The organism is Enterococcus ratti, assembly GCF_001886195.1.
GTDB lineage: Bacteria > Bacillota > Bacilli > Lactobacillales > Enterococcaceae > Enterococcus_B > Enterococcus_B ratti.
In genome coordinates this window covers 142,363-167,386 of the sequence record NZ_JXLB01000001.1, presented here as the reverse complement: position 1 = coordinate 167,386, position 25,024 = coordinate 142,363, and the positions used below count along the sequence as shown (strand labels likewise).

Below are 25,024 nucleotides of genomic sequence, written 5' to 3'. Positions count from 1 at the left end.
AAGGATGCATGCAAGTGTTTAATCAAACAGATATCCGGCAGCTATTTTTAAAAAATCATTTTGTAAGGGAACAATGGCAAAGATTGCTCGTTCACTCAGGAATAAAACCTGCTACAAAAGCCTTTCAGCAACTAGACAAAACGTTAGGTTTATATCAAGGCGAAGAATTGGTAGGAACAGTGTCTTATCAAAAAAACGTGATTAAATACATTGCCATATCTGAAAAATATAAACAATCCGGTCATACTCTCCATGTATTAGTTTCTGCTATCATACAAGAAATGAGTCAGCATGAAATCTTTCATTATTTTGTTTTCACTAAACAACGTTATCAAAAAAGTTTTGAACATTTAGGCTTTAAAACAATTGTTTCAACAGAAAAAACAGCAATTTTAGAAATGGGCGATTGGTCAATTGCGCAATACTTAGCAACAATTCCTAAAACGTTGAATGCGAAAAATGCGGCCATTGTAATGAATGCAAATCCCTTTACGAACGGCCATTCCTACTTAATCGAACAAGCAGCAGCAGCTAACGATTGGGTATATGTATTTGTTCTTGAAAAAGAGCAAGCCCTCTTTTCCACGTTGGAACGATTTCGTTTCGTTCAAGAAGGCGTGAAGCATTTGAAAAACGTGATCGTTGTATTAGGCAACGATTATGTCATTAGTCCGGCAACTTTTCCCACCTATTTTTTACGAGAAAATGATGAAGCAGCAAAAGAGCAAATGATTGTAGACGCAACATTATTTAAAGAAAGGATAGCTGCATCTTTAAACATCACCACTCGCTATGTTGGTGAAGAACCGTTTTCGCCAATGACTAGCACGTACAATCAAGTACTAAAAAAAATTTTACCGCCAGAAATAACAGTAAAAGTAATTCCAAGGAAAAAGACTCAACAAAATCAAGTAATTTCAGCTTCTCAAGTCCGCAAAGCTTTTCTTGAGGAGCAATTGGAAGACATTCAAGAAATGGTGTCAAAAACCACCTATCATTATTTAAAGAATAAAAGGGAGAGTTGAACAATGAAAATAACAAAAACAGCAATTGCTGGAACGTTAGAGTCAAGTGACGTACAAATCATGATTTCGTCAAATGCACAAGGGATTGTTATTGATTTAGACAGCCAAGTCATTGAACAATTTGGTAAACAAATCAAAAAAGTGGTTCATGAAACGTTAGCAGCTTATCAAATCACAGATGCAAAAGTAAAAGTAGTAGATAAAGGCGCCTTAGATTGTGTGATTATTGCTCGATTAAAAACAGCGATTCACCGTTCACTAGGAATTCAACATCAAGTTACGCCATGGGAGGTTTAAGAAAATGAAAAAAGAGCGGCTAAGAAGAACAATGATGTTTGTACCGGGGAATAATCCAGCAATGATCAAAGATGCAGGGATTTACGGAGCAGATTCAATTATGTTTGATTTAGAAGATGCAGTCTCCATGTCAGAAAAAGACAGTGCCAGAATGCTTGTCGCGCAAGCTTTAAAAACGGTAGATTATAAAGAGGCAGAATTAGTCGTCCGTATTAACGATTTACATTCAGAATTTGGACGTGCAGATGTATTTGCTATGGTACAAGCCGGTGTTCATGTTTTACGTTTACCAAAAACAGAAGTACCGCAAGAAGTGACAGAAGTAGAAGCAGTAATTGCAGAAGCAGAAGCCTATTTTAATGTCCCCATAGGAACAACATTCATGATGGCCGCTATTGAAGGTGCAGCTGGAGTTTTAAATGCTCCTGCAATTGCCAAGGCTTCTGAGCGTTTAATCGGAATCGCACTTGGAGCAGAAGATTATGTTACCAATATGAAAACTAAACGTTATCCGGATGGACGAGAACTATTCTTTGCACGTAGCATGATTATTCATGCCGCACGAGCCGCAGGAATTTCTGCGTTTGACACGGTTTATTCTGACGTAGACAACATGGAAGGTTTTTTAAATGAAGTTCGCTTAATTCACCAGTTAGGTTTTGATGGAAAATCATGCATTAATCCAAGACAAATCCCAGCTGTACATCGCGTCTTTCAACCTACAATGAAAGAAATTCAACAGGCATTAAACGTGATAGCAGCGATTGAAGAAGCCAAAGAAAAAGGATCAGGCGTGATTTCTTTGAACGGAAAAATGATCGATAAACCAATTGTAGAACGGGCACAACGTACCTTGATGTTGGCAAAAGCATCACGATTAATTGACGAGGAGGGAATTATTGATGCCTAATAAACAAAAAAGAACGATTCCAGCAGAAGTTTTAGCAAACTATAAAAAAGAATTTCATGGAGTCTCATTACCGTCAACAACTATTCAACGTACCGCACCTAAAGTCACTACAGTCACTGCTCAATCCAATAAACTCGTGCCAACAATTAAAGAAGCAATTGCAAAATCCGGTTTAAAAGACGGCATGACGATTTCTTTTCATCATCATTTAAGAGAAGGAGATTTTGTTTTTAATCAAGTCATGGAAGTCATTCGTGAAATGAAAATTAAAGACTTAACGTTAGCGCCAAGTTCATTAACCAATACGATGAATGAAATGGTGATCGCATGCATTAAAGATGGAACCGTCACACACATTACTAGTAGTGGCATGCGAGGAAGTCTTGGTGAATTTATTTCTCACGGTGGAATGAAAAATCCTGTTATTTTGCGTTCTCATGGGAATCGACCACGAGCCATTGAAAGCGGGGAATTGAAAATTGATGTGGCTTTTTTAGGTGTACCGACTTCTGATGATTACGGAAATGCAAATGCAATTTATGGAAAATCAGTTTTTGGTTCATTAGGCTATGCGAAAGTAGATGCTCAATACGCAAATAAAGTGGTGCTTTTAACAGATCATTTAGTCCCTTATCCAAATACACCCGTTAGTATAGCGCAAACTCAAGTTGATTATGTTGTAGAAGTAGACGCCATTGGTGATCCGAATAAAATCGGTGCTGGCGCCACTCGCTTTACTAAAAATCCAAAAGAATTAAAAATTGCAGAAATGGTCAAAGAAGTGATTGTTCATTCTCCTTACTTTAAAAATGGTTTTTCTTTTCAAACGGGAACAGGCGGAGCCGCACTAGCAGTTACTCGCTATTTATCAGAAGAAATGAAAGAAAAAGATATTAAAGCTTCTTTTGCATTAGGTGGAATCACCACCCCCACCGTTGAACTATTGGAAAAAGGTTTGGTGGAAAAGGTTCTTGACGTACAAGATTTTGATCGAGGTGCAGCTGAAGGCATGGCGAAATTTGAGAAACAGCAAGAAATTGACGCTTCTTATTATGCCGATCCAAGCAATAAAGGTGCCGTAGTAAATAAACTAGATGTAGCTATTTTATCCGCATTAGAAATCGATACACATTTTAATGTAAATGTAATGACTGGTTCAGATGGCGTATTGCGCGGGGCGATTGGCGGACATCAAGACGCCGCTACGGCTAAACTAACGATTATTTCAGCACCACTTGTTCGAGGAAGAATCCCGACAGTTGTAAAAGATGTAACTACCTTAATTACGCCGGGAGAAAGCATTGATGTTTTAGTAACAGAGGTAGGGATTGCGATTCACCCGAATCGTCAAGATTTAGCGGCTATTTTTAGAAAAATACCGCAAATTCCAGTCTTTACTATCGAAGAGCTGCAACAAAAAGCCGAACAAATTGTAGGCGTCCCAGAACCATTGCTATTTACCGAGCGAGTCGTTGCTTATGTCGAATATCGTGATGGTTCCATTTTAGATATTGTACGCCAAGTAAAACCAATTGAAGAATAAAGAGGAAGATTAAATGTTTGAAACAGGAAAAATTCAAGTGATCGAAACTATTTTGAACCATAAAGAGCAACGGGTTCAGTTACAAAATCAATTACTTTCCAAGTATCTAAATGAGGCATTATTGGTCTTTACCTTAAATATTCCCGGACCTGTTAAAAATAACAAAAAAATTGAACAATTGTTTCATTGGGGACAGTTATCAATTCAAGAAATGTTTGAAAAAAAGCAGATACAGCCCGTTTATACAAAAGAAATCAAGTTACCTAGTGGATTAGATTGGTTTGTAGCAGTTCCTGTCGACCCTTATTCATTGAAAAAATCCTTGATTGAAATTGAGGAAAAGCATCCGTTAGGACGGTTGTTTGATTTGGATGTGTTGTTTGCTAAAGATGGGAGCCAACGCATTAGTCGACAAGTACTTGGATATAAGCAAAGAACTTGTTTTATTTGCGAAAAGCCAGCCAAAGCTTGTGCACGGAATCAAACGCACAGCTTAAAAGAGCTGCAAAAAAAAATCGCTCACATGATTGATGTTTATGAGCAAAGGAACTTATCTTCATGAATAAAAATAGTCAAAAACTAATTCAACAAGCTCAGCTAGCCTTGCTCTACGAAGTAACGTGTCTAAATAAGCCGGGATTAGTTGATCCCGTAGATTCAGGGTCTCATCAAGATATGGATGTCTTTACTTTTTTAGAAAGCAGTGCGGTTTTGCCACCTTATTTTGAAGCGTTTGTTCAAACTGGAATAAAATTGCGCCGTCATCCAATTGATGAGACGTTTACTGCAATTCGTAAAATTGGGTTAGAAGCAGAAGAGGCAATGCTTTTTGTCACCAATGGAGTGAATACTCATAAAGGCGCAATCTTTTCTCTTGGAATTTTCTTAGCTGTTTGTGGTCGCCTCATGATTTGGAAAGTTCCTTGTCAATTAATTACGTTTCGACAAGTAATTAAACAAATGACTAAAGATTTACTAGCGGAGTTTAAAACGATTGATAGAGCAATATCGGAAAATTTAACTTGGGGGCAACAATTATTTGTTCGCTATGGAGTAGCAGGAATTCGTGGGGAGGCGCAAAAAGGGTATCCTGCTATTTTTGAAGCAGGGTTGCCTTATTACCAGAACCATCAAGGCACACAGCAAGAAAGACTGGTAGATACCTTACTTTACCTCTCTTTACAAGCAGAAGACACGAATTTAATGAAACGCAGTAACGACTGCCACATTTTTGAAAAATACCAACCACTAATTCGTCATTATTTTGTTTTAGGCGCAACCCAAACAGAACAGGGGAAGATTTTTTTGGAGAAGTTAAATTTGTTATTTAAAGAAAAAAACTGGAGTATTGGCGGGAGTGCTGATTTGTTAATTTTAACTGTATTTTTAGATAAATTGATGACTACAGGTTGGTTAAAATAAAGTATTTTTATCATTATTTTTTCTTTTGGAGAAATTTTGTACTTTCGCATCTATCTTTTTTTGTTAAAAGATATGAAATTTAACTAATCTGAAGTTTAGAACGAGAGAGAGTACTCAAATAATTTCTAAATTGAAAATAGCAAAACCAATTATCTATTTTTAATAATATAAGGAGCAGATAATAATTTTTTTTACTTTAGCTAAAAAAGAGTGGCACAATCATCAGATTTTTTCTCTGACATTGTGCCACTCTTTTTTAAAAGTTTAAAATGATTAGAATTTCCAATATTTTTTCAGAAACAACAATTGTTTCATTTTTAAAATGAAGACTCTTGTCATTTTTTAGTATTGTTAATACATGTTTTTATTGGTCTATTTTTACGATTGGGAAGAATCAGTGTAAACTTTTTTCGTAAAATGTTTAAGAATCAAAGGAGAAATCAATGTACTTAGTAAAACAACGATGACTAAAAGAGAATAATAACGGGTTTCGATTAGCTGGCTTTGTTGACCAATTTGTAGGATGATTAACGCCATCTCTCCTCGAGAAATCATTCCAGCTCCGACCATTAATGAACTGTTTGTAGAAAAACCAGAAAATTTTGCTCCCACATATCCGCCTAAAAGCTTAGTTAAAATAGCTACGAACGTTAAAATAACGATAAATAAAAGCTGTTCACTAAAATTAGAAAAATCAACTTCCAATCCTACACTAACAAAGAAAACAGGAATAAATACAGCATATCCTAAAGCCTCTGCATTACGATAAACTTCATGTTTAACACTTGTTTGACTGACTGCAATTCCTGCAAAAAATGCTCCAATCACAGAACTTAAACCAATTAAATCTGCTAAATAGGACATTCCTAGGCAAATGACCAATGACATGATAATAACAGCAGAATTTGCATAAATTTTTTCGGCAAAGGACATTAGAAATGGTGCAATCCATTTTACCAATAAAAAAATAAATAAAAAATAAATTAATTGCTCAAGTAACAGTAAGGGAACGGGTAAGGTATTTGTTGATTCTCCAGTTAAAAAAGACAAACTGAAACTTAAGATAAGAACGACTAAGATATCATCAACGACAGAAGCACCCAAAATCGTTGATCCTTCTTTGGTATTTACTACATTTAATTCTTTCAATACTTCAACGGAGATACTGACGGAAGTAGCAGCAAGAATGATACCGAAAAAAATAGCTTCATTCTTAGCTACTTGGAAAGTTTCACCAGTCAACCAACCAAAAAAGACAGGAAAAAGGATACCCAAAAGAGCTACGAACATTCCCGGTTTAAAATACTTTTTTAATAACGAGAGATCACTTTCTAAACCAGCTAAAAACATGAGCAAGATTACACCAATTTCAGAAAAATCGTGTACTAAAATACTAGGATGTACCCACCCTAAACCAGCTTGCCCTAATAATACACCCACTAACAATTGCCCAATTACAGCAGGAATTCCTAGTCTTCTTGAAAGATGGGAGCCAATTGTCGTGGCAATGAGGATGAGACATAAAATACCGATAAATTCCATAAAATCGTCAAACCTTTCTTTATTCGATAGTTGTCTAAATATGAGAGCATTCATTTGTTTAGGAAAAACAAATGAATGGAGTAGGAAGTGCTAAAAAGGAAAAGTCATTTTTTGCTTAACAAAAAAGCAATAGCAAAAAGGTTCAACTGCAAAACATAAAAAAGCTTTAATCAAAGAAAAAATGAGTGTTTGTGTTCAGTCTTCTGAAGATTTTACAACTGCTCAATTTATGAATACTTCTTTCGCACGTTAATCAAACGAACAATTTCAGACCCTCCCATAAAAACCAATAAACCGCCAAATAGTTGAAAGAGGACCATTAAGTTTTTAAATGGATTAAATAGTAAAATCAACCCACCAAGCAATAAAAGAATACTATAAGCACTCCAACCTTTTGATCTTGTGTTTAAACCAACGAATAGCTGGAAAATACTTTTTAAAACAATTACTGCCCCTAAAAGAATTGGTAAAATGGAGACAATGGCAGAAGCAAAAGCTAAAACAAGCATTGCAGCAATAAAAAAAATAATTCCGCTCATTAAACCAAATCCCCATGAGCCCGTTCGTTTTCTATTTTTGTTTGCTTCTAAAAGATTTAAAACCCCCGATAGCACAAAATAAGCAGCGATTAGATAACCGATAAAGTTAAAAACAGCTGTTGGATCTAGAATAATAGCAAGACCAGCGATGATATAAATAGCTGCTCTTAAAAGGGCATAACGTTGAAAATTTTTGCGTACGAATTCAATCATACAATAACCTCCTTTTGTTCTATTGTAACGATAAACGGTGTTTTCACCAAATAATAACTTGCTTTTCTTGTTTTTAATGCGTTTTTCGATTTTTTGCTTTAGATGAATTCGATTTATTAAAAGCGCTTATTTATTTTTTTCGAACAAATTTCATCGTTAAAGAAGGGACTTTAGGCATTTTTAAATTAGTACGTTCTGATTTTGTCAACAGAATAGATGATTGTTGTTCTTCTAAAAAATAGATGCTTAATAAAAGTAGCAGCTCCCAATAAGAAATTATATAAGGTTCCGGCTAAAAAGTATAGCTATCTATCTTGCATAAAAAAAGAAACATACGTTTATCGCTCATTTCTAAAATAGCGATTCGTAAGTCTCTAAAAAAATGACCGAAACAGCTAGAAACGGGATATTTTCCAGCTATTTCGGCGATTATTTCCACTTCTTTGAACAAAACAATGAGTAGTTATTTTCTCATTAAATAGTCAAATGCACCTAAAGCTGCGGTAGCACCTGAACCCATTGCAATAATAATTTGTTTATAGGCGCTATTAGTGCAATCTCCTGCGGCAAATAATCCTTCCACATTTGTTGCACCATGGGCATCTGTGATAACTTCTCCACGGTTATTTAATTCAAGTGTGTTAGCAAGCCAAGAGGTATTAGGAACAAGACCAATCAAGATGAATACTCCTGAAACAGCTAAATGATGCTCACTATGTGTCAGACGATCTGTGTACGTAAGCGATTCAACATGAGTATGACCAGCTATTTCTTTTGTTTGAGCATTTAAGATAACTGTTACATTGGCAAAAGAAGCTAATTTATCTTGTAAAACTTTATCTGCTTTAAGTTCTGGTAAAAATTCTAAAACATACACATGTTTGGCTAATCCTGCCAAATCAATCGCTGCTTCAATTCCTGAATTTCCTCCGCCAATGACTGCAATTTCTTTTCCGGCAAAAAGCGGACCATCACAATGAGGACAGTAGGCGATTCCTTTATTTTTAAATTCCTTTTCTCCCGGAACGTTAATGGAACGCCAATGAGCTCCAGTTGCGATAACAGCTGTTTTAGTTTTTAATCTGTTTCCACTCTTTAGATCAATTTCAAAATAGTCGGCTTGTTTTTTTAAAGAAGTTACTTGTTGATTAGTGATTAAATCTACAGGATAGGAGCGCAAGTGTTCTTCCACTTGCTTCATTAATTGCGGTCCTTCTGTATAAAGCGTACCAATCATATTTTCAATTCCTAAAGTTTCCACTACTTGACCACCTAGAACATCAGCCACAAGTCCTGTGCGAATGCCTTTTCGAGCAGCATAAATTGCTGCACTGCTTGCAGCTGGCCCCCCACCGATAACTAATACATCAAATGGTTCTTTTTTATTCAACTCTTCTTTTTCTGAAGGACCAGTAATCTTTTCAAGGATTTGTTCAATTGTCATTCGGCCACTGTCAAATTCCTTTCCGTTTAGATAGACGGTAGGAACAGCCATAATTTGTTTTTCTTCGACTTCTTTTTGATACATACTTCCTTCAATCATAGTATGAGAAATAAAAGGATTCAATACCGCTAAGATATTTAATGCTTGCACCACATCTGGACAGTTATGGCAAGTTAAACTAACGTATGTCTCAAAATGTAGCGGCTGCTTGATTTGTTGAACGCTTTGAATCATCGCCTCAGAAATTTTAGGCGGACGACCGCTCACTTGTAGCAAAGCCAGTAGGAAAGAAGAAAACTCATGACCTAATGGAATACCAGCAAAAACAATTCCACTCGTTTGCTGCAAGGAATTAATTTCAAAACTAGGCGTACGCGCAAGCTGTTTTTTTTCAATCGAAATTTTTTCGCTCATGTTAGCGACTTCATTGACAAAATCAAGGACTTGTTGAGAATTTGATGTTTCATCCGTGCTAACGGAAAAAATGACCGGTGTTTCCAGCAATTCAAGGTATTGGGTTAAATTTTGCTTGGTTTCGTTATCTAACATGCTTACACCTTCTAAATCTTTCCAACTAGATCAAAACTAGGTTTTAATGTTTCACCGCTTTCTCTCCATTTTGCCGGACAAACTTCACCGGGATGATTACGAACATATTGAGCCGCTCTAATTTTATCAATCAAAGCACTGGCATCACGACCAATGCCATCCGCATTGATTTCCATTGCTTGTACAATTCCGTCTGGATCAATGATAAACGTTCCTCTTTGAGCAAATCCGCTTTCCTCATTTAAAACTTCAAAAAGACGTGCAAGATGATGTGAAGGATCACCAATCATTGTATAGTCTATTTTACCAATTGCCTCTGATGTATCATGCCAAGCCTTATGCGTAAAATGAGTATCCGTTGAACAAGAGTAGACTTCTACACCAAGTGATTTTAATACTTGATATTGTTCTTGCAGATCTTCTAATTCTGTCGGACAAACGAAAGTAAAATCTGCTGGGTAAAAACAAATGACATTCCATTTACCATAGAAATCTTTATCTGTAACTTCAATAAATGCTCCATTATGATATGCTTGCGCAGTAAATTCTCCTACTTTTTTTCCAATCATTGACATAAAAAAACCTCCAATTTTATTTTGCTTTATTTATAATTAATATAATTTAAAAACTGTTATAAAGTCAAAGGTTTTTTAGATTTTTTAATCATATTTCATAAAAATCGATGGTTATTTATAGCGTTTTCATTAAGTAGATTTTTTATGTTCTGCTTTTTTCTTTTGAGTTAACAAGGATTTGGAATAAATTTTGTGTTGAATCTCTTTTTTTGCATTATTAAAAAATGATGTGTCCTTAGTAACATTTTCCCGTCTGAAACTTTGTAATCAGCAAGAGGTACGAACAGTGAGCACTAATAGCATTAATTTAAGCAAAAAACAGGAGGGTGGGATAAAAGTAAAGTATACCTTTACTTCACGCTCTAAACACAGATAAACGACGGAAATAGAAGCAAATACTCCGAGAAATAAGCCGGAATTCACAAAAATTTGAAAAACAATTTTCGAAATTCCGGCTTATTTCTCGGAGTTAATCATTTCTTTCCCAGCCTCCTATTTTCAAAGGCTATCGACTCCATTTTCTTACTTTTAAAGAGCATTTATCCTATCGATTGATAAAGTTTATTTGTTCTTGTTCAACTAATGGATAGGTAATTAATTGTGTACCTTGTAAATCTTCTTGATTCATGTCTACGGCAGTAATTTGATTGTTGGTATACGTGGTGTAATAATAAATTCCTTTATCCATATTGCAACAAGAAGAATAAATTGTATATTCAAACTGACCATTTCCCACATCACATAGCCCTTTTTGTTGTTCAACCGATTTTAAAATATGGAAAAACTGATTGACGCTTTCTTCTTCTGGACTATTTGATATTGAATTTAATTTTGTAAATGTGGCTTTGACAAAACGTGATGTAGAGGATAAATCACCAGGTAATCCAATTCCACCCATACCTCGGCTGTAAACATCTAAATTTAATTTTCCTGAAAATGTGTTTGGAGAAACGGAAGGAGAGAGCGCTCGGTAATTGTTTAAATTAAATAGTTGATAATCAAATGGCGGGTTATTTGTTAAAACTCCTACAGGATTATTAAATCGTTTCAATCCATCCCTTGTGGATTCAATAACCATCGATTCCTTTTGATCTGCAAGCATCCAATGAAGAGGAGAAAGGGGGAGTTCTTCACTAAAGTTAATATTGACTAAATTAATCTCATCAAGCAGTTTATTTGCTTCTTTCACAGTCGCGCATTGACCTAGTAGCCATGGAATAAACTCAAAAGGTGTGATATTCGTTTTGGTAGGATCTTCTTCAAAATAATAGGCATTTTCAGGAAAATTTAGTCCAGCCATGCTTAATCCTTTTTCATTTGTTGCTTCAAAATATAAAGGATAACCATTTACGACAGCAGCCATGCCAATTAGTGCATAATGTGTAGATAAATCCGCTGTTTTACGGAATTTAAATGGGTAATTTTTCGGTGTGATGGTCACCATTTGACCATATGAAACTTCTAAATCTAAATTACGACCAAAATAATGGTCATTTGTCGAATAAACAATAGATGTACACACGGTACATCGCCTCCTTTAATAATTATAAAAAAATGATACAACAATTGAAATTTTTTTTCTAGAAAAAAGAAGCAAAAAAAACGGCTAGACAAAGGCCTTCATTTTTGAAGACGTCGTATTGATTGAAATTTACGCACTTTTTCATTACAAATAAATAAATTTAATGCTCTTACTTTGGTTCTAAAAAAATAAAACTGCAAACAATCTATTAATTATAGACAGTTGTTTACAGTTATAAAAGTTTTGTTTTTACCCCTTTTATAAAAAACTTAGGTCTTTATTCCTTCGGTAGATGATTGGGTATTTCTTTGACTTTTAGTACGTCTAAGAAGAAGGTAAAAATTGGAATGCCAACAATCAATCCCCATACACCTAAGAAACGTTCACTGATTAGCAAAACAATAAATGTATAAAAAATCGGCAATTCCGTTTTGCTGGACATCAATTTGGGATTTAAAACATATGATTCAATCAAATGCACAAGCAAGATGGTGAATAAAATATAAACCACATCTTTGATACCACCTTGTGAGTAAGCAATGAATGATAAAGGAATGCAAGAAACAATCACACCGGCTACTGGAACCAAACTTAAAATAAATATCATAATCGCTAAACTCAGTAACTGATGAAAACCAAAAGCAGCCAAAGCAACGGTGGTTAGCAAAGTATTTAACAAAGCAATAATGAATTGAGCTTCTAAAACTAGGCCGAATGTATTAACAAATTTATCAGCAAAATAATAAATATCTTGAAAGAACCAAGCAAATTCTCCTTTTAAAAATAGTCGTGAAAAAACGACCGTTTTCTTTTTTTCGATCATAAAAAAGAAGCTTAAAATAAACGATACAGCAAAAGCAACCGCCAATTTTCCAATATCTTGTAAATAACCTAAAGCAATGGTGGCTCCATTTTGCAGTTGTTCGAGGAAATCATTTCTTTCAATATAATTGTGGATGTACAGCAATACAGGATCGGCATCTTTTGGTTGATGCTCGTAAAAATTGATGACTGATTTAATCATGTCAAATGTTTGATGAATTAAAATAGGAACATAAATCGTAAATGCTAAATAAATTAAATAAACAATAAGTGCATAAACGAAAATTGTTAGCACCCCTGTAGGCACTCGAATAAATCGTTGGATAATTTGTACTAAGTGAATCATTAAATAAGTAAAAATAAACGTAAGTAAAACTGTAGTAATCATACTTTTAACGAGAAAAAGGACAATAATAACCGTCAGTAGAACAGTCATACGACGAATTTTTTCATTCGCTAAAAAACGTTGGTAAATAGACAAATCAATAACCTCCAAGTAGTTAAGTCATAGCGTACATCACTAATTATAAAGGGAGAAAGAGTAATTAGAAAGAAAAAAATAAAAACTGCAAACAATACGAGAAAATACCTGCAGTTTTTATTAATTTTTACAAAAATTTACGTATATCATAAGGACTGGAAAATAAAGGTAGTAAAGATCAATTAAGAAAATAACAACAAAAAGGAAAAGGAATGATCGCATATTCTAAACAGGAGAAACAAGATTAGAAGTAAAAATCTGCAATGATTTCTTGCGTAAGTTTTAGGAGTGAATATTTTTTGTGTTTGACAACTTTCTTAAAGAAAAAAAAGAGTTTTTTACTCGATCGGATGATAGGTAAAGCCAGTTCCAGTTACTTCTGCAACATTATTCACAATCACAAAAGCAGTCGGATCAATTTCTTCAATCAACGGTTTAATTCTTGAAAATTCTTGATCTGTGACAACAATTAATAAAACTTCTTTTGACTTTCGATGATTGCCGCTTTTTGCTTCCAGCAAAGTTAAACTTCGACCAATTTCTGTGCTTAATCGAAGACGGATTTTCTCCAAAGATGTTTCACTGATCACCATTAGAGATTTCTTACGATTCGTCCCGGTTTCAATATAAGTCATGACAATTGAGGTAAGAGCAATTGAAAAAATAGCATATAAAAATTCCTCCAAGCCAAACACCCATAAATTAAGAGAAACAACGAAGGCATCCGTCAACAATAATCCGCTGGAAGTATTCATATGGAAATATTTTTTTAAAATTAACGGAGGAATGGTAGTTCCACCACTGGAGGAATGATTTTTATACAAAATGGCGACGCCGAGGGCAAAAATCGCACTGCCGAAGATGACAGAAAGCAAGCGATCTGAAGACAACATTATCTCAGGAACAAGTGCAACGATCAGTGGAAAAACTAAGCTGCCAAAAAGAACCTTTAAAAAAGATTTCTTACCTAAAAAAATTAGAGCTAAACCTAACATTATCATATTCAGCACGAAAATAATCATTGCGCGGTCAAGATTAAAAGCTGCTTCCAGCAAGATACCTAAGCCACTAACACCGCCAGCTGCTACATGATGAGGTCCTAAAAACATATTTATACTTATAGCTAAAATAGTTAAAGCAAATACTATTTTAGTATATGTCCAAGTTATTAATTTTAATTGTCGCATTGATTCGCCTCCGTGAATGTGGTAGTTATTTTCTCATTATATACTAAATTTTCTCATAAGTTAATTTTATTTAAAAATAAAGTTTTATTTACCTAAAAATAACCTATTGACCATTTTACCACTAAATGTTTCTCCAGCTAAGTAAACAAGAAAATATTTTGAAACAATGGATAATATCCATTTCTCTTTTAACCTTAATATCAAACAGATAGAAACACTTTTATTTCATTCTTATAAAATCCCTTTAAATAGACAAATTTAAATAGTTTTTTCTTTTAACTATTCTGTAGATTCGCACTTAATATGATGATATAAAAATAAATTTTATTGTTTATATCATTATTTTATAATTATATATTAATCTAAGGCGGTTGATCTCTCACAAATTTATCTAGATAAAAAGAATAATTGAGCAAATTAAGTGACGGAAGTAACTAAATTATGAGAAACTATTCGTGTATAAAATGAAATTTTGAAGTGTTTTAAGAAATATTTCTGAAAAAAAGACCTTCTTAGTTGATTCTTTTCATTTTTAGTATTACCGTTAGAAGGTAGTTTTTTTAAGGAGGATAATCATGTTAGAGAAAACATTATATAATCAACTATTTGCACATTCTTTCTCACTTCCAGTTGCGGTTACTTATTGGGATGGTACAACAAAACATTATGGAGACACAAGAACTCCTCCCCAAATCAAAATCAACATCAATAAAGAAATACCAATAAAAGAAATCACCACTAATGCATCTCTTGCGCTAGGTGAAGCGTACATGGATCATCGTATTGAAATAGAAGGAAGCATCCAAGCATTAATTACCGATGCCTATCAGCACGCAAATAGCTTTTTAAGAGGGAAAGATTATTTAAAATGGTTGCCTAAAAAAGAAAAGCATACGAAAAAACAAAATAAAGAAGATATTCATGCCCATTATGATTTAGGCAATGAATTTTATAAAATGTGGTTGGATCCAACGTTAACTTATTCTTGTGCCTACTTTAACAAGCCAGAAGATACGTTAGAACAAGCACAAATCAATAAAGTCCATCATATTTTAGATAAACTTTTTATTAAAGAAAATGATACGTTATTAGATATCGGTTGTGGTTGGGGAACGTTGATGTTTACTGCCGTGAAAGAATACAATGTGACAGCTACTGGTATTACCTTAAGTGAAGAACAATACAATCATATTACAAACAAAATCAAAGAAGAACGTCTAGAAGACAAGTGTCGTGTACTCTTGATGGACTACCGAGACTTAAAAGAAGAAACATTTGATCATATCACCAGTGTTGGAATGTTCGAACATGTCGGTTCAGACAATTTAGAAGAATATTTTCGTGTCATCAAACATTTGTTAAGTCCTAAAGGTACTGCATTGATTCATGGAATCAGCAGGCAACAAGGAGGCGCAACAAATGCTTGGATCAATAAGTACATTTTCCCGGGCGGGTATGTACCGGGTGTGACAGAGCTAGTCAACCATATGACAAAAAATGAATTACAGTTGATTGATTTGGAAAGTTTACGACGTGATTATCAACTGACTCTAGAACATTGGACTAATAATTTCCATGCCGTGCAAGAAAAAGTAACCGAAACAATGGGTGATTCTTTTTATCGCATGTGGGATCTTTATTTACAAGCTTGTGCTGCTTCTTTTGAATCCAGTAACATTGATGTGATTCAATATTTACTTGTCCAACCGGGAAATAATGATATTCCAATGCATCGTAAATAAAAAAGGAATAGGTAAAAAAAACGGAAGTTCTCTTTCGTTTTTTTTTTTTGAACCCTTAAAAATAAAGAATGACAGTCAAAACTTTCTTTTGTATACTTGTCTTACTTGGATTTTTAAAAAGAAAGGAAGTAAAAAATGAAAAAAATTGTTATTTATTGTGGACTTTTCTCTTTCATTTTATTTGCAAGCAGTTGTCAATCAAGACAAGTCCCATCCACTATGTCTCAAACGACTCCTACAACAAGCACGAATCAAGAAACAACCGTACCCTCTGTTTCTACCATTTCTGGTCAACAGTCAAGTCATTCTTTTATGGATGCAACAAAAGAGATAAAAGTATCAGTAAAAAAAGCAATTGACTTGTTTCTAGCCGCCTATCCGAATGTCAAGATAACAAAGTTGGAATTAGATAGCAGTTGGGGCATTTCTGCTTACGAAATTGAAGGCGTAGATGATCAAAAGGAATATGAAGCAAAAATCAATGCCGAAAATGCCAAAATGCAAACGCAACCTCCCAAACAGTTAGATTATGATGAACAAAATGGACAAAAGAAAAAAGAAGATGCGTTAGACATCTCTAATTTATTAAGTATTGAAGAAGCTACGTCTATTGCAATAAAACAAGTTGGTGGGGGAACAGTGACGGATTGGAAATTAAGTAAAGAACTTGGCATAACGTATTGGGAAGTGAAAGTAAAAAACGGCTATCAAACAATACAAGTAAAACTCAACAGTCAAACAGGGGAAGTTTTAGCAACGGAAGTAGATGATTAATTTTTTTGATTTCCTTTGCTTTTTAGTTACTTGATGATAAACTAGAAAAAATGCTTCATCAAAGGAGAGAATAACTTGACTTTAGAGACGACTTTCTTTAATCATATGTTTGAAAATCCCTTCATGAATGCTTCAGGCGTTCACTGTATGACCACGACCGAATTAGAAGAACTTGCTCAATCAAAAGCTGGAACATTTATCACAAAGAGTTGTACACGTAATAAACGATCTGGAAATCCCGAACCGCGTTATTATGATGTTGCGCTTGGAAGCATTAATTCAATGGGACTGCCAAATCTAGGATTTAATTATTATCTAGACTATGCGATAAATTATGAACAACGGCAGCCTGCTAAACCACCGATCTTTTTTTCTATTGCGGGAATGAATACGACTGAAAATTTAGAAATGTTAGCAATGATTGAAAGTAGTAATTTTAAAGGAATTACAGAGCTTAATCTTTCTTGCCCAAATGTTCCCGGAAAACCACAATTAGCGTATGATTTTGATGCTACTTTTTCTTTATTGAAACAAGTGTTTAAACAGTTTACTAAACCGTTAGGCATCAAATTGCCACCTTACTTTGATTTGGTTCATTTCGATCAAATGGCAGAAATTTTAAATCAGTTTCCTTTAGTTTACGTCAATTCCATTAATAGTATCGGTAACGGGTTGTACGTTGATCCTCAAAAAGAGTCAGTAGTCATCAAACCTAAGGAAGGATTTGGCGGTTTAGGCGGCGAATATATAAAACCAACGGCACTCGCAAACGTCCGCGCTTTTTATACTCGCTTGAAGCCAGACATTAAACTCATTGGAACGGGCGGCATTAGAAATGGACAAGATGCGTTTGAACATCTCCTATGTGGTGCAACAATGGTACAAATCGGTACAGAACTTCACAAAGAAGGTCCAAGCATTTTCGATCGTCTCACAAAAGAACTGACAGAAATTATGGCAGAAAAAGGCTATCAAACAATTGAAGATTTTAGAGGAAAATTAAAAACGTTGTAAGCAACTAATAAATGAGCTAAGACTTCTATACACTTCTTTAATAGGAGTCTTAGCTTTATTTTTTAAATGCTTTCTTAATTAATTTATACGGGTTCCAAAATTTATAAGAGCATGTTTTTTATTTGTTAAAAATTGGCAAAAGGAGGAGGTTAATTGAAAGACGGAATTGATTTAGCTAATGCTTTAAAAGAAAAAACAATTAGCTATGAAGAACTAATTGGGGAAATCACAAAAAAAGTAGCCAAAAAGAATCCTGAACTAAACGCTTTTGTTACTTTTGACCCACAACAATTTTTTACTTCTTCTCCTATTTTAGAAAAAAATCAACCACTAAGCGGCGTGCCATTTCCATTAAAAATGTTAGGGCAAGAAAAAAAAGGATGGCTAGCCACTTCAGGCTCTAACCTTTTTAAAACGCATCGTGCCTCTAAAAATTCAAATTTTGTTACAAAAGTACAAGCAATTGGTCTTATACCGCTTGGGCAAACCAACACACCAGAGTTTGGATTTAAAAATATTACAGATCCACAACTTTACGGTCCAGCAAGAAATCCTTGGAATCCAGCTTATTCACCGGGGGGATCAAGCGGTGGAGCTGCGGCTGTTGTTGCTTCGGGAATATTGCCGATTGCTGGAGCAAGTGATGGAGGTGGATCGATTCGAATTCCTGCTTCATTTTGCGGATTGATCGGTTTAAAACCTTCGCGCGGTACAATGCCAGTTGGTCCTTATGCTTGGCGAAGTTGGCAAGGTGCAGCAATTGATTTTGGATTAACGGTTTCCATGAGAGATACAAAAGCTTTATTTATGGGATTGCGAGGGATTCATTCAGGTGCTCCTTATCAAGTTTCTCCTATTAAATGGCAAGAACATCCGCGAAAAAAGCAATTTAAAATCGCTGTTTGTATGGAATCACCAGTTGGGACAGCCATTAGTGAAGAAGCAAGACAAGCAATTAAAAATGCGGGACAATTTTTAACACAAACTGGACATGAGCTTGTAGAAATCAATTATCCGCTTGATGGAAGGCAACTGATCCAATCCTATTATCAAATGAATGGTGCAGAAACAGCAGCAATGATTCGCTCAGTCGAATCTAACTTAGGTCGCTCGGTAGAAAAAAATGAACTTGAACTTCTTTCATGGGCTTTATCAGAATATGGAAAAAAGGTGTCTGCTGCTGATTATATTCAGGCTCTTCACTTATGGGATCACGCAGCGATTGTAATGGAAGAATTGTTTCAAACTTTTGATCTTTTTCTTTCTCCAACTACCGCTTTTACTGCGCCGAATGTATTAGCTGATTTACAAAGTGATCAAATAAGAGAAAAAATGGCAAATATCAGTGAATGGAATGAAAAAGAAGGATTAGCAATTATTTCGGCTAGTTTTGAAGAAAGTTTGAAGCTTACGCCCTATACTCAATTAGCAAACTTAACGGGGCAGCCAGCCATTAATTTACCTACACATCTTAGTAAAAATAATCTGCCTTTAGGAATTCAATTTATGGCTGCAAGAGGAAGAGAAGATTTGCTTTTTCAAATAGGTGAACTATTTGAAGCTCATCAAAAATTTTATTTACCACCAAGTTATCAATAGCCCATAAAAGAGCGTGTTTTTATAATTCCTGCGAAGTGGACGATCGTCAAAGAAAAATTCGATGGTTGTCCCATTTTTTTATTTTTGGGGTACATAAAACACCAATTCTTCCATGAACGGCTGTTGATTTTACGACAAATTCTTAGGCGATGCTACGTATTCTTTTTCACCCAAGAAAAGTACAACTATCTTTTGAAGGAGTTCCTCTTTTTATAAAGATTTAGGAATAGCTTTTTTATGATATCTGCGGTAAAATAAGAAAGCGAAAATACGTTCGTACGGAGGTGAGGAAGTTGAAAACTCCTTTAACGTTAACGCTCGAAAATTCTCTTTATCATTATTGTGTTGAGCAAGGCGGTCTTGTAGTCGAAGAAGTTACCATGCCTGAAGAGTATGGAATTGTTGACACTTTAAGCTGTATCACCAAATTTGACGGGACGAGAGAATGGCGATGTTATGAGCTGAAAGTCTCAAAAACAGATTTTCGTTCTACTGCAAAATTATCATTTGTAGGGCATTATAATTATTTTGCGTTGCCTAGGAAGCTTTATGAAGAAGTACAGCATGAAATTCCAAGAAACATCGGTGTTTTAGTTTATCGCCCTTATATGCTAGAAGAAGAAATGCCGGTATCAGGAACTTTTATTGTCGCAAAAAAAAGCCACGAGACAAAAATTAAAAGTCTCAGAACAAGCATTGATTAACCGATTTATGGCTTCTTTATTTAGAGAAGTAAGAAAAGCCAAACAAATGGAACGAGGGGTAAAGTATTTTCCGACAGAACAATTGTATCAAGAGCTGAAAAAACGTTCAGAAATTCAAGATTCTTTCACAAAAGAACGGTATTATGAACGTTTTATTGAAGAAACAGAAAGTCAAGCCATTCAAGATTTAAAAGAAGAAATTCAGGCATTACGGCAAGATTACGAATTTTTACGTCAACAGCAACAAGTGAAACGCCTGCCGACAGAACCATTGGAGTGAATATAAATGTATTACCCTTATTTAAGAGGAAAACAATTTGATCTATTAGCCTTAAAAGAAAGCATCCAGCGTAACAGTTTATCTAAAAAAGTTCTTCCGATTATTGAGCCCGTGCGAGATTCTGCTACTTTAAAAAATATCGTAGAATTGTTTCAAAAAGTTAACCATCCTTTAATTGTTGTAGCTAATCCTCAAGTTGGGCAATTTAAACTATTTGATGAGCGTTTACATAAATGGCAGTTAAACGAACGCAGTTCCATTGATCAGGCAGTAATTGTAACTTCTAATAACTATGAAAAAGTCATTAGTCGACCGCCTAAATTCATTATTTTTGATGGCCAACATCAGATACGCGATCCTCAAATATGGCAAAAACTTTTACATGCCGAGGCGAAAATTTTATTGCCGGATAGCAGTCGTCTTCGTATCTGGTTACCTAAAAATAAAATCGTCATCAAAGAAGCTTTTCAACCTCGAAAGCACAGTGAAGACTATCATGAAAAAGATGATGATTTCTTTAGTGATGATTATTTATTTTTCAAAGAAGATGGCTATATCGGATTTTCAGACTTTACAATTGAAGGTAGCCGTTATTTTGATAAAGGTTTTCCTAGACGCGGCCTTGCTTTACACCTCACATATGTCGATTCATACGGCAATATAAGAGTCAAGCATTTTGTTTCAGATACAAATGACTCAGTAAAAAAACAAGCATTAAAATTTTTTGAAGCGGCTGAAAAAATGGAGGCTTGGGTACAAAGAAATAAAGACCAATTACTCATTACCTCAGGATTGTTAGAACTAATTTCTTTATATCAACAAAAAAAGTTTCCCGGTTTAGGGGTATTAAAAAAATGGACGCTGTTACATCATCTTGAGTTAATGAGTCAATTGCTAGATCATCCAACCACTTGGTTAAAAACTTCTTCTAAAATTGAAGAGCTGCATGCACTGATTTACTTAAATAGTAAGAAAAAATAAAGATTGCTAGTTATTTTAGATCAAAACAACTAAAAATTTCAATAGCTCTTGGTAAATAAGAGAAATGTGGCAAGTAAAGAAATGGATTTACAATGGGCATTATTCCTCAATAATTTAGTCGTTTTAATCACGAGAAATGGATCGAATAAATTGGCTTTTGGTTTCTTCTAGATTGTCGTTGTTTGTCAAAATAATTAAGTGTGGGAGTTTTTTTTAAAATGTTAATTCTTTCATATCCTGTTCAAAAAGAGTTATCCGTTTTTGAATTTGATCAAGAGCATCCCCACGAGTTAAAAGACGTTCCTTCAATTTATCTTTAGTGATGGTCACAAATACTGGTTGAATATTTCCACCAAAAGTTTTGTATAAAGTCCAAAAGCCAGCAGCAGTCAGGATCGTATAACAATTTCCTTTTTTTAATTTACGAGCAATTTCTATTTTACTTGAACCATAATAGTATCCTGCGTATGTCGTCCACTCCAGTAATTGATGATTCCTTATCATTTGAGTAAACTGGCTTCTGGAGATGAAATAATAATCTTTTTGATCGCGTTCTCCTTTCCTTGGTTGACGGTTAGTATAGGTAATAATTTTTTGATGGGGTTCAAATAAAACAGCGGCCAAGGAAGTTTTTCCTGAACCAGAAGGACCAATAAAAACATAACAGTTGTGCATACAAATTCTCCTTTTCAAATAAAATTCAGTCAAAAATATAAAGCAGATTCTTATGTGTGAAAGAGAAAGGGAAAAACAAAAATCACTAGGTCGATCATTAAAAGTTTTTTTCAATGATGAGCCTAGTGATAAAAAACAAAATAATTGTTTTAGCTCTTTAAATGACCAATCCTGTAATAATGGCACTTAAAAAACTAACGAAGGTAGCCGTTAATAAAATTTTTACTCCGTGTTTGGCAACTCGATTCCCTTTTTCTTTATTTAATCCTTTCATTGCACCAGAAATAATTCCGATAGAAGAAAAATTTGCAAAAGAAACTAAAAAGACTGATAAAATTGCCGTCGTACGTTCTGTAAATTGAAGAGAACCGTTTGCAAGTTCCGTCATAGCCACAAATTCGTTGGTTACCAGTTTGGTAGCCATGATGCTTCCTGCATCGACTGCTTCATCCCAAGGAATACCGCTAATAAAAGCAAATGGTGCGAAGAGATAACCTAGAATTTCTTGAAAAGAAACGCCGAAAATGCTGTTAAAAATTGCATTAATCATTGCAATGAGGGCAACAAAACCAATTAACATTGCAGCCACTGTGATGGCGACATGAAATCCATCAAGAATGTATTCACCAAGCATTTGAAAAAATGTCTGCTCTTTGTTTTCTTCAATGCGCCACTCATCTTCTTTTGTTTCTAATTCATAAGGGTTAACGATTGAAGATAAAATGTAACCGCCGAATAAATTCAATACGAGTGCAGTGATGACGTATTTAGATTGAATGAGAGCCATGTAAGAACCAATGATTGACATGGAGACGGTAGACATTGCAGAAATGCATAGCGTAACTAAGCGTTTTTCAGATAAAAGTGGTAATTCTTTTTTGATGGAAATGAAAACTTCAGACTGTCCTAGAATTGCTGAAGCTACTCCGTTATAAGATTCTAATTTTCCCATGCCGTTGATTTTGCTTAATCCTAAGCCAACAACTTTCATCAATAAAGGTAAAATTTTGATGTAACGTAAGATTCCTATAATTGCTGAAATAAAAACGATTGGCATTAAAACATTTAAGAAAAAGGGGGCACTTCCTTGATTTGCAATTCCTGCAAAAACAAAATTTACCCCTTTAGCGGCAAAAGCTAATAACTGTTCAAACAACTTAGCGAGCAAAGAAATTATAAGTGTACCAAACGAGGTTCGCAGCAAAGCAAAACCTAAAATAAATTGTAAGGCAACCATAAAAAGCAAAGGTTTCAGTTTGATGGCTCGTTTATCAGTACTCATCAAAAATGCCAAACTAAAAACGACGAATAAACCAATTATTCCTATCATTAGATTCAAAAAACCACTCCTTAACAATATTTCGCTTAATTTTACACATTTTAGGATTAAAATACTAATTTTTAGTAACATTATCATTGTTTTTTTAGAGTGAAACGTATACATAAAAATTAATCAAATGACAATCTTAAAAAACTCCTTAAAGTTTTTTTAAAATTGTCATTTGACTCCTTGAAAATAAAATCTTTTAAAAATTTATTTAAAGATTTTTTCATAGACGTATTTTATTGATAAAACAAATTTTCTGAAGGATAAAAAGGTGCACTAGTTATTTCAACACCTAATTGTTTTAAACTTTGTTCATCATTTTTGTTCACCATTACTGTCGAATGTGCTTGCATACCATCAAGTTCAGCTAATTTTTCATAAGCTACTTGCGCAATTGGATTGGTCACTGCACTAATGGATAAAGCAATTAACACTTCATTTAAACTTAAAACATCCATTGAAGAATGCAAGGCCATTGTTTTCATTCCTTGAATTCTTTCAAGTACGAGCGGAGAAAGTAAAGGAATCTCATCAGAAATGTGCGCCAAGTATTTTACTGCATTTAAAATAACTGCAGCAGCCGCATTCATTAATGAACTTGTTCGTCCTGTAATAATTATATTATCTGGTAATTCAATCGCAATTACTGCAACAGGATCATGGCTAGAAGTTTGTAAATTTTTTGCATAATTGTGAGCTGGTCTTACTACTTTACGATCTTCAGGCTGTAAACCAACTTCTTCCATAATTAATTTGATTCGATTTACAGACTCTTCATCAATTGTTCCTTTTTTAAAATCACATATTGTTTGGAAGTAGCGGCGAATAATTTCTTGTTTTGAAGCCTCTTGAACCACTTCATCTTCAATAATTCCAAATCCTACACGATTGACTCCCATATCAGTAGGGGAGAGATAAACCGATTCTTTTCCTGTAATTTTTTCAATAATTCGTTTGATGACTGGGAAAGTTTCAATGTCTCGATTATAGTTAACAGCCACTTTACCATAAGCATCAAAATGAAAAGAATCAATCATGTTTACATCTTTTAAATCGACGGTAGCTGCTTCATAAGCAATATTTAACGGATGTTTTAATGGCACATTCCAAACGGGAAAGGTTTCAAATTTTGAATATCCAGCCGCTTGTCCCTTTTGACTTTCGTGATAAAGTTGATTCAGACAAGTTGCTAGTTTACCGCTGCCGGGACCGGGTGCAGTAACTACTACAATCGGTTTAGTTGTTTCAATGTATTCATTTTTACCAAATCCATCTTCAGAGACGATTTTTTCTACGTTCACAGGATAATCTTCAATTTCTGTATGCTTATAAACTTTGATGTTGCGCCTTTCTAATTTATTCACAAACACTTTCGTAGCCGGCTGACCGCTATAACGAGTAATGACTACACTATTAATTAATAAACCATATCCGCGCAGTTCATCAATCAAACGCAAAATATCCATATCGTACGTTATCCCATAATCCCCACGAATCTTATTTCGCTCAATATCTCCAGCATATACACAAATCAAAATTTCTGCTTGATTTTTTAATTTTTGCAACAACTTTATTTTAGCATCTTCTTCAAAACCCGGAAGGACACGTTTTGCATGTTTGTCATCAACTAATTTTCCTCCAAATTCTAAATATAACTTGTCGTAGTGATTCACGCGTTCAAGAATATAGGTCGATTGTTCTTCAATGTATTTTGCTGAATCAAAACCAATTGTTTTCATTCATTTTCCTCCTTTAATTTTTAACACAACAGTTGTTTGATTACTTTTTTTCGGTTAAACGAGTTTCACGATGTAATTTTCAATTCTATGATTAATGTTTATCCTACGTTTAAGTACT

20 protein-coding genes and 2 pseudogenes are annotated in these 25,024 nt (G+C 34.5%); 12 read left to right on the top strand and 10 right to left on the bottom strand.

Features of this window, described 5'->3' with window-relative positions; translation table 11 throughout:
• The first annotated feature begins 14 nt into the window (after nt 1-14).
• The 6 genes from citC to citG are packed head-to-tail and all read left to right on the top strand — an operon-like array spanning nt 15 to nt 5,197.
• On the top strand, nt 15-1,025 hold the full coding sequence (gene citC / locus RV14_RS00775; protein ID WP_084650195.1) for a [citrate (pro-3S)-lyase] ligase: 1,011 nt from the start codon (nt 15-17) through the stop codon (nt 1,023-1,025).
• A gap of 3 nt (nt 1,026-1,028) precedes the next feature.
• The gene (citD, locus tag RV14_RS00770) at nt 1,029-1,322 is read left to right on the top strand and encodes a citrate lyase acyl carrier protein (RefSeq protein ID WP_071854454.1); all 294 of its coding nucleotides are present in this window, start codon (nt 1,029-1,031) and stop codon (nt 1,320-1,322) included.
• A 4-nt stretch (nt 1,323-1,326) separates the two neighbouring features.
• A complete protein-coding gene (gene citE / locus RV14_RS00765; protein WP_071854453.1) occupies nt 1,327-2,232 on the top strand; it encodes a citrate (pro-3S)-lyase subunit beta in 906 nt (301 codons plus the stop codon).
• On the top strand, nt 2,225-3,775 hold the full coding sequence (gene citF, locus RV14_RS00760; RefSeq protein WP_071854452.1) for a citrate lyase subunit alpha: 1,551 nt from the start codon (nt 2,225-2,227) through the stop codon (nt 3,773-3,775). The genes citE and citF overlap by 8 nt, the downstream gene beginning before the upstream one ends.
• A gap of 13 nt (nt 3,776-3,788) precedes the next feature.
• Nucleotides 3,789-4,337, top strand: coding sequence for a citrate lyase holo-[acyl-carrier protein] synthase (gene citX, locus RV14_RS00755; protein WP_071854451.1), 549 nt, complete (start codon nt 3,789-3,791; stop codon nt 4,335-4,337).
• On the top strand, nt 4,334-5,197 hold the full coding sequence (gene citG / locus RV14_RS00750; RefSeq protein ID WP_071854450.1) for a triphosphoribosyl-dephospho-CoA synthase CitG: 864 nt from the start codon (nt 4,334-4,336) through the stop codon (nt 5,195-5,197). The genes citX and citG overlap by 4 nt, the downstream gene beginning before the upstream one ends.
• A 378-nt stretch (nt 5,198-5,575) precedes the next feature.
• Here the strand turns inward: citG and RV14_RS00745 are convergent, their stop codons facing one another.
• From RV14_RS00745 to RV14_RS00715, 7 genes are all read right to left on the bottom strand, one after another.
• Nucleotides 5,576-6,739, bottom strand: coding sequence for a cation:proton antiporter (locus tag RV14_RS00745; RefSeq protein WP_071854449.1), 1,164 nt, complete (start codon nt 6,737-6,739; stop codon nt 5,576-5,578).
• A 227-nt stretch (nt 6,740-6,966) separates the two neighbouring features.
• On the bottom strand, nt 6,967-7,491 hold the full coding sequence (locus tag RV14_RS00740) for an HdeD family acid-resistance protein (RefSeq protein ID WP_071854448.1): 525 nt from the start codon (nt 7,489-7,491) through the stop codon (nt 6,967-6,969).
• 463 nt (nt 7,492-7,954) lie between these two features.
• Nucleotides 7,955-9,484 carry an alkyl hydroperoxide reductase subunit F gene (gene ahpF / locus RV14_RS00735; RefSeq protein WP_071854447.1) on the bottom strand — a complete coding sequence of 510 codons (1,530 nt, stop codon included), beginning with the start codon at nt 9,482-9,484 and terminating at the stop codon, nt 7,955-7,957.
• An 11-nt stretch (nt 9,485-9,495) separates the two neighbouring features.
• Entirely contained in the window at nt 9,496-10,059 is a 564-nt protein-coding gene (gene ahpC / locus RV14_RS00730) for an alkyl hydroperoxide reductase subunit C (RefSeq protein WP_071854446.1), read from the bottom strand.
• 544 nt (nt 10,060-10,603) lie between these two features.
• Entirely contained in the window at nt 10,604-11,581 is a 978-nt protein-coding gene (gene bsh / locus RV14_RS00725) for a choloylglycine hydrolase (protein ID WP_071854445.1), read from the bottom strand.
• Between the two features lie 277 nt (nt 11,582-11,858).
• Entirely contained in the window at nt 11,859-12,884 is a 1,026-nt protein-coding gene (locus RV14_RS00720; protein ID WP_071854444.1) for an AI-2E family transporter, read from the bottom strand.
• A gap of 338 nt (nt 12,885-13,222) precedes the next feature.
• Complete coding sequence (locus RV14_RS00715; protein WP_071854443.1) at nt 13,223-14,071, bottom strand: YitT family protein; 849 nt, start codon at nt 14,069-14,071, stop codon at nt 13,223-13,225.
• Between the two features lie 575 nt (nt 14,072-14,646).
• Between RV14_RS00715 and RV14_RS00710 the strand changes: the two genes are divergently transcribed.
• The 6 genes and pseudogenes from RV14_RS00710 to RV14_RS00685 all read left to right on the top strand — a co-directional run bounded on the left by RV14_RS00710 (nt 14,647) and on the right by RV14_RS00685 (nt 21,165).
• Complete coding sequence (locus tag RV14_RS00710) at nt 14,647-15,813, top strand: SAM-dependent methyltransferase (RefSeq protein WP_071854442.1); 1,167 nt, start codon at nt 14,647-14,649, stop codon at nt 15,811-15,813.
• A gap of 135 nt (nt 15,814-15,948) precedes the next feature.
• Entirely contained in the window at nt 15,949-16,587 is a 639-nt protein-coding gene (locus RV14_RS00705) for a PepSY domain-containing protein (protein WP_071854441.1), read from the top strand.
• 75 nt (nt 16,588-16,662) lie between these two features.
• Nucleotides 16,663-17,601 (top strand): dihydroorotate oxidase, encoded by a 939-nt coding sequence (locus RV14_RS00700; RefSeq protein WP_071854440.1) that lies wholly within the window; start codon nt 16,663-16,665, stop codon nt 17,599-17,601.
• Nucleotides 17,602-17,754: 153 nt separating this feature from the next.
• The gene (locus tag RV14_RS00695) at nt 17,755-19,200 is read left to right on the top strand and encodes an amidase (protein WP_071854439.1); all 1,446 of its coding nucleotides are present in this window, start codon (nt 17,755-17,757) and stop codon (nt 19,198-19,200) included.
• 293 nt (nt 19,201-19,493) lie between these two features.
• Nucleotides 19,494-20,184: pseudogene (locus RV14_RS00690) on the top strand (hypothetical protein).
• 6 nt (nt 20,185-20,190) lie between these two features.
• On the top strand, nt 20,191-21,165 hold the full coding sequence (locus RV14_RS00685; RefSeq protein ID WP_071854438.1) for a sce7725 family protein: 975 nt from the start codon (nt 20,191-20,193) through the stop codon (nt 21,163-21,165).
• A 123-nt stretch (nt 21,166-21,288) separates the two neighbouring features.
• Here the strand turns inward: RV14_RS00685 and RV14_RS00680 are convergent.
• The 3 genes and pseudogenes from RV14_RS00680 to RV14_RS00670 all read right to left on the bottom strand — a co-directional run bounded on the left by RV14_RS00680 (nt 21,289) and on the right by RV14_RS00670 (nt 24,906).
• Nucleotides 21,289-21,840 (bottom strand): annotated as a pseudogene (locus RV14_RS00680) (guanylate kinase).
• Between the two features lie 157 nt (nt 21,841-21,997).
• Nucleotides 21,998-23,170 carry a NupC/NupG family nucleoside CNT transporter gene (locus tag RV14_RS00675; RefSeq protein ID WP_425429246.1) on the bottom strand — a complete coding sequence of 391 codons (1,173 nt, stop codon included), beginning with the start codon at nt 23,168-23,170 and terminating at the stop codon, nt 21,998-22,000.
• A 233-nt stretch (nt 23,171-23,403) separates the two neighbouring features.
• A complete protein-coding gene (locus tag RV14_RS00670; protein WP_071854436.1) occupies nt 23,404-24,906 on the bottom strand; it encodes a DUF1846 domain-containing protein in 1,503 nt (500 codons plus the stop codon).
• Between the last annotated feature and the right edge of the window lie 118 nt (nt 24,907-25,024).

Coding starts and splice junctions, on each gene's coding strand:
- RV14_RS00685 (WP_071854438.1), top strand. CDS start 20,191: ATGTATTACCCTTATTTAAGAGGAAAACAATTTGATCTATTAGCCTTA.
- RV14_RS00740 (WP_071854448.1), bottom strand. CDS start 7,491: ATGATTGAATTCGTACGCAAAAATTTTCAACGTTATGCCCTTTTAAGA.
- RV14_RS00715 (WP_071854443.1), bottom strand. CDS start 14,071: ATGCGACAATTAAAATTAATAACTTGGACATATACTAAAATAGTATTT.
- ahpC (WP_071854446.1), bottom strand. CDS start 10,059: ATGTCAATGATTGGAAAAAAAGTAGGAGAATTTACTGCGCAAGCATAT.
- citX (WP_071854451.1), top strand. CDS start 3,789: ATGTTTGAAACAGGAAAAATTCAAGTGATCGAAACTATTTTGAACCAT.
- citD (WP_071854454.1), top strand. CDS start 1,029: ATGAAAATAACAAAAACAGCAATTGCTGGAACGTTAGAGTCAAGTGAC.
- citF (WP_071854452.1), top strand. CDS start 2,225: ATGCCTAATAAACAAAAAAGAACGATTCCAGCAGAAGTTTTAGCAAAC.
- RV14_RS00745 (WP_071854449.1), bottom strand. CDS start 6,739: ATGGAATTTATCGGTATTTTATGTCTCATCCTCATTGCCACGACAATT.
- citG (WP_071854450.1), top strand. CDS start 4,334: ATGAATAAAAATAGTCAAAAACTAATTCAACAAGCTCAGCTAGCCTTG.
- RV14_RS00675 (WP_425429246.1), bottom strand. CDS start 23,170: ATGATAGGAATAATTGGTTTATTCGTCGTTTTTAGTTTGGCATTTTTG.
- RV14_RS00670 (WP_071854436.1), bottom strand. CDS start 24,906: ATGAAAACAATTGGTTTTGATTCAGCAAAATACATTGAAGAACAATCG.
- RV14_RS00710 (WP_071854442.1), top strand. CDS start 14,647: ATGTTAGAGAAAACATTATATAATCAACTATTTGCACATTCTTTCTCA.
- citE (WP_071854453.1), top strand. CDS start 1,327: ATGAAAAAAGAGCGGCTAAGAAGAACAATGATGTTTGTACCGGGGAAT.
- ahpF (WP_071854447.1), bottom strand. CDS start 9,484: ATGTTAGATAACGAAACCAAGCAAAATTTAACCCAATACCTTGAATTG.
- RV14_RS00705 (WP_071854441.1), top strand. CDS start 15,949: ATGAAAAAAATTGTTATTTATTGTGGACTTTTCTCTTTCATTTTATTT.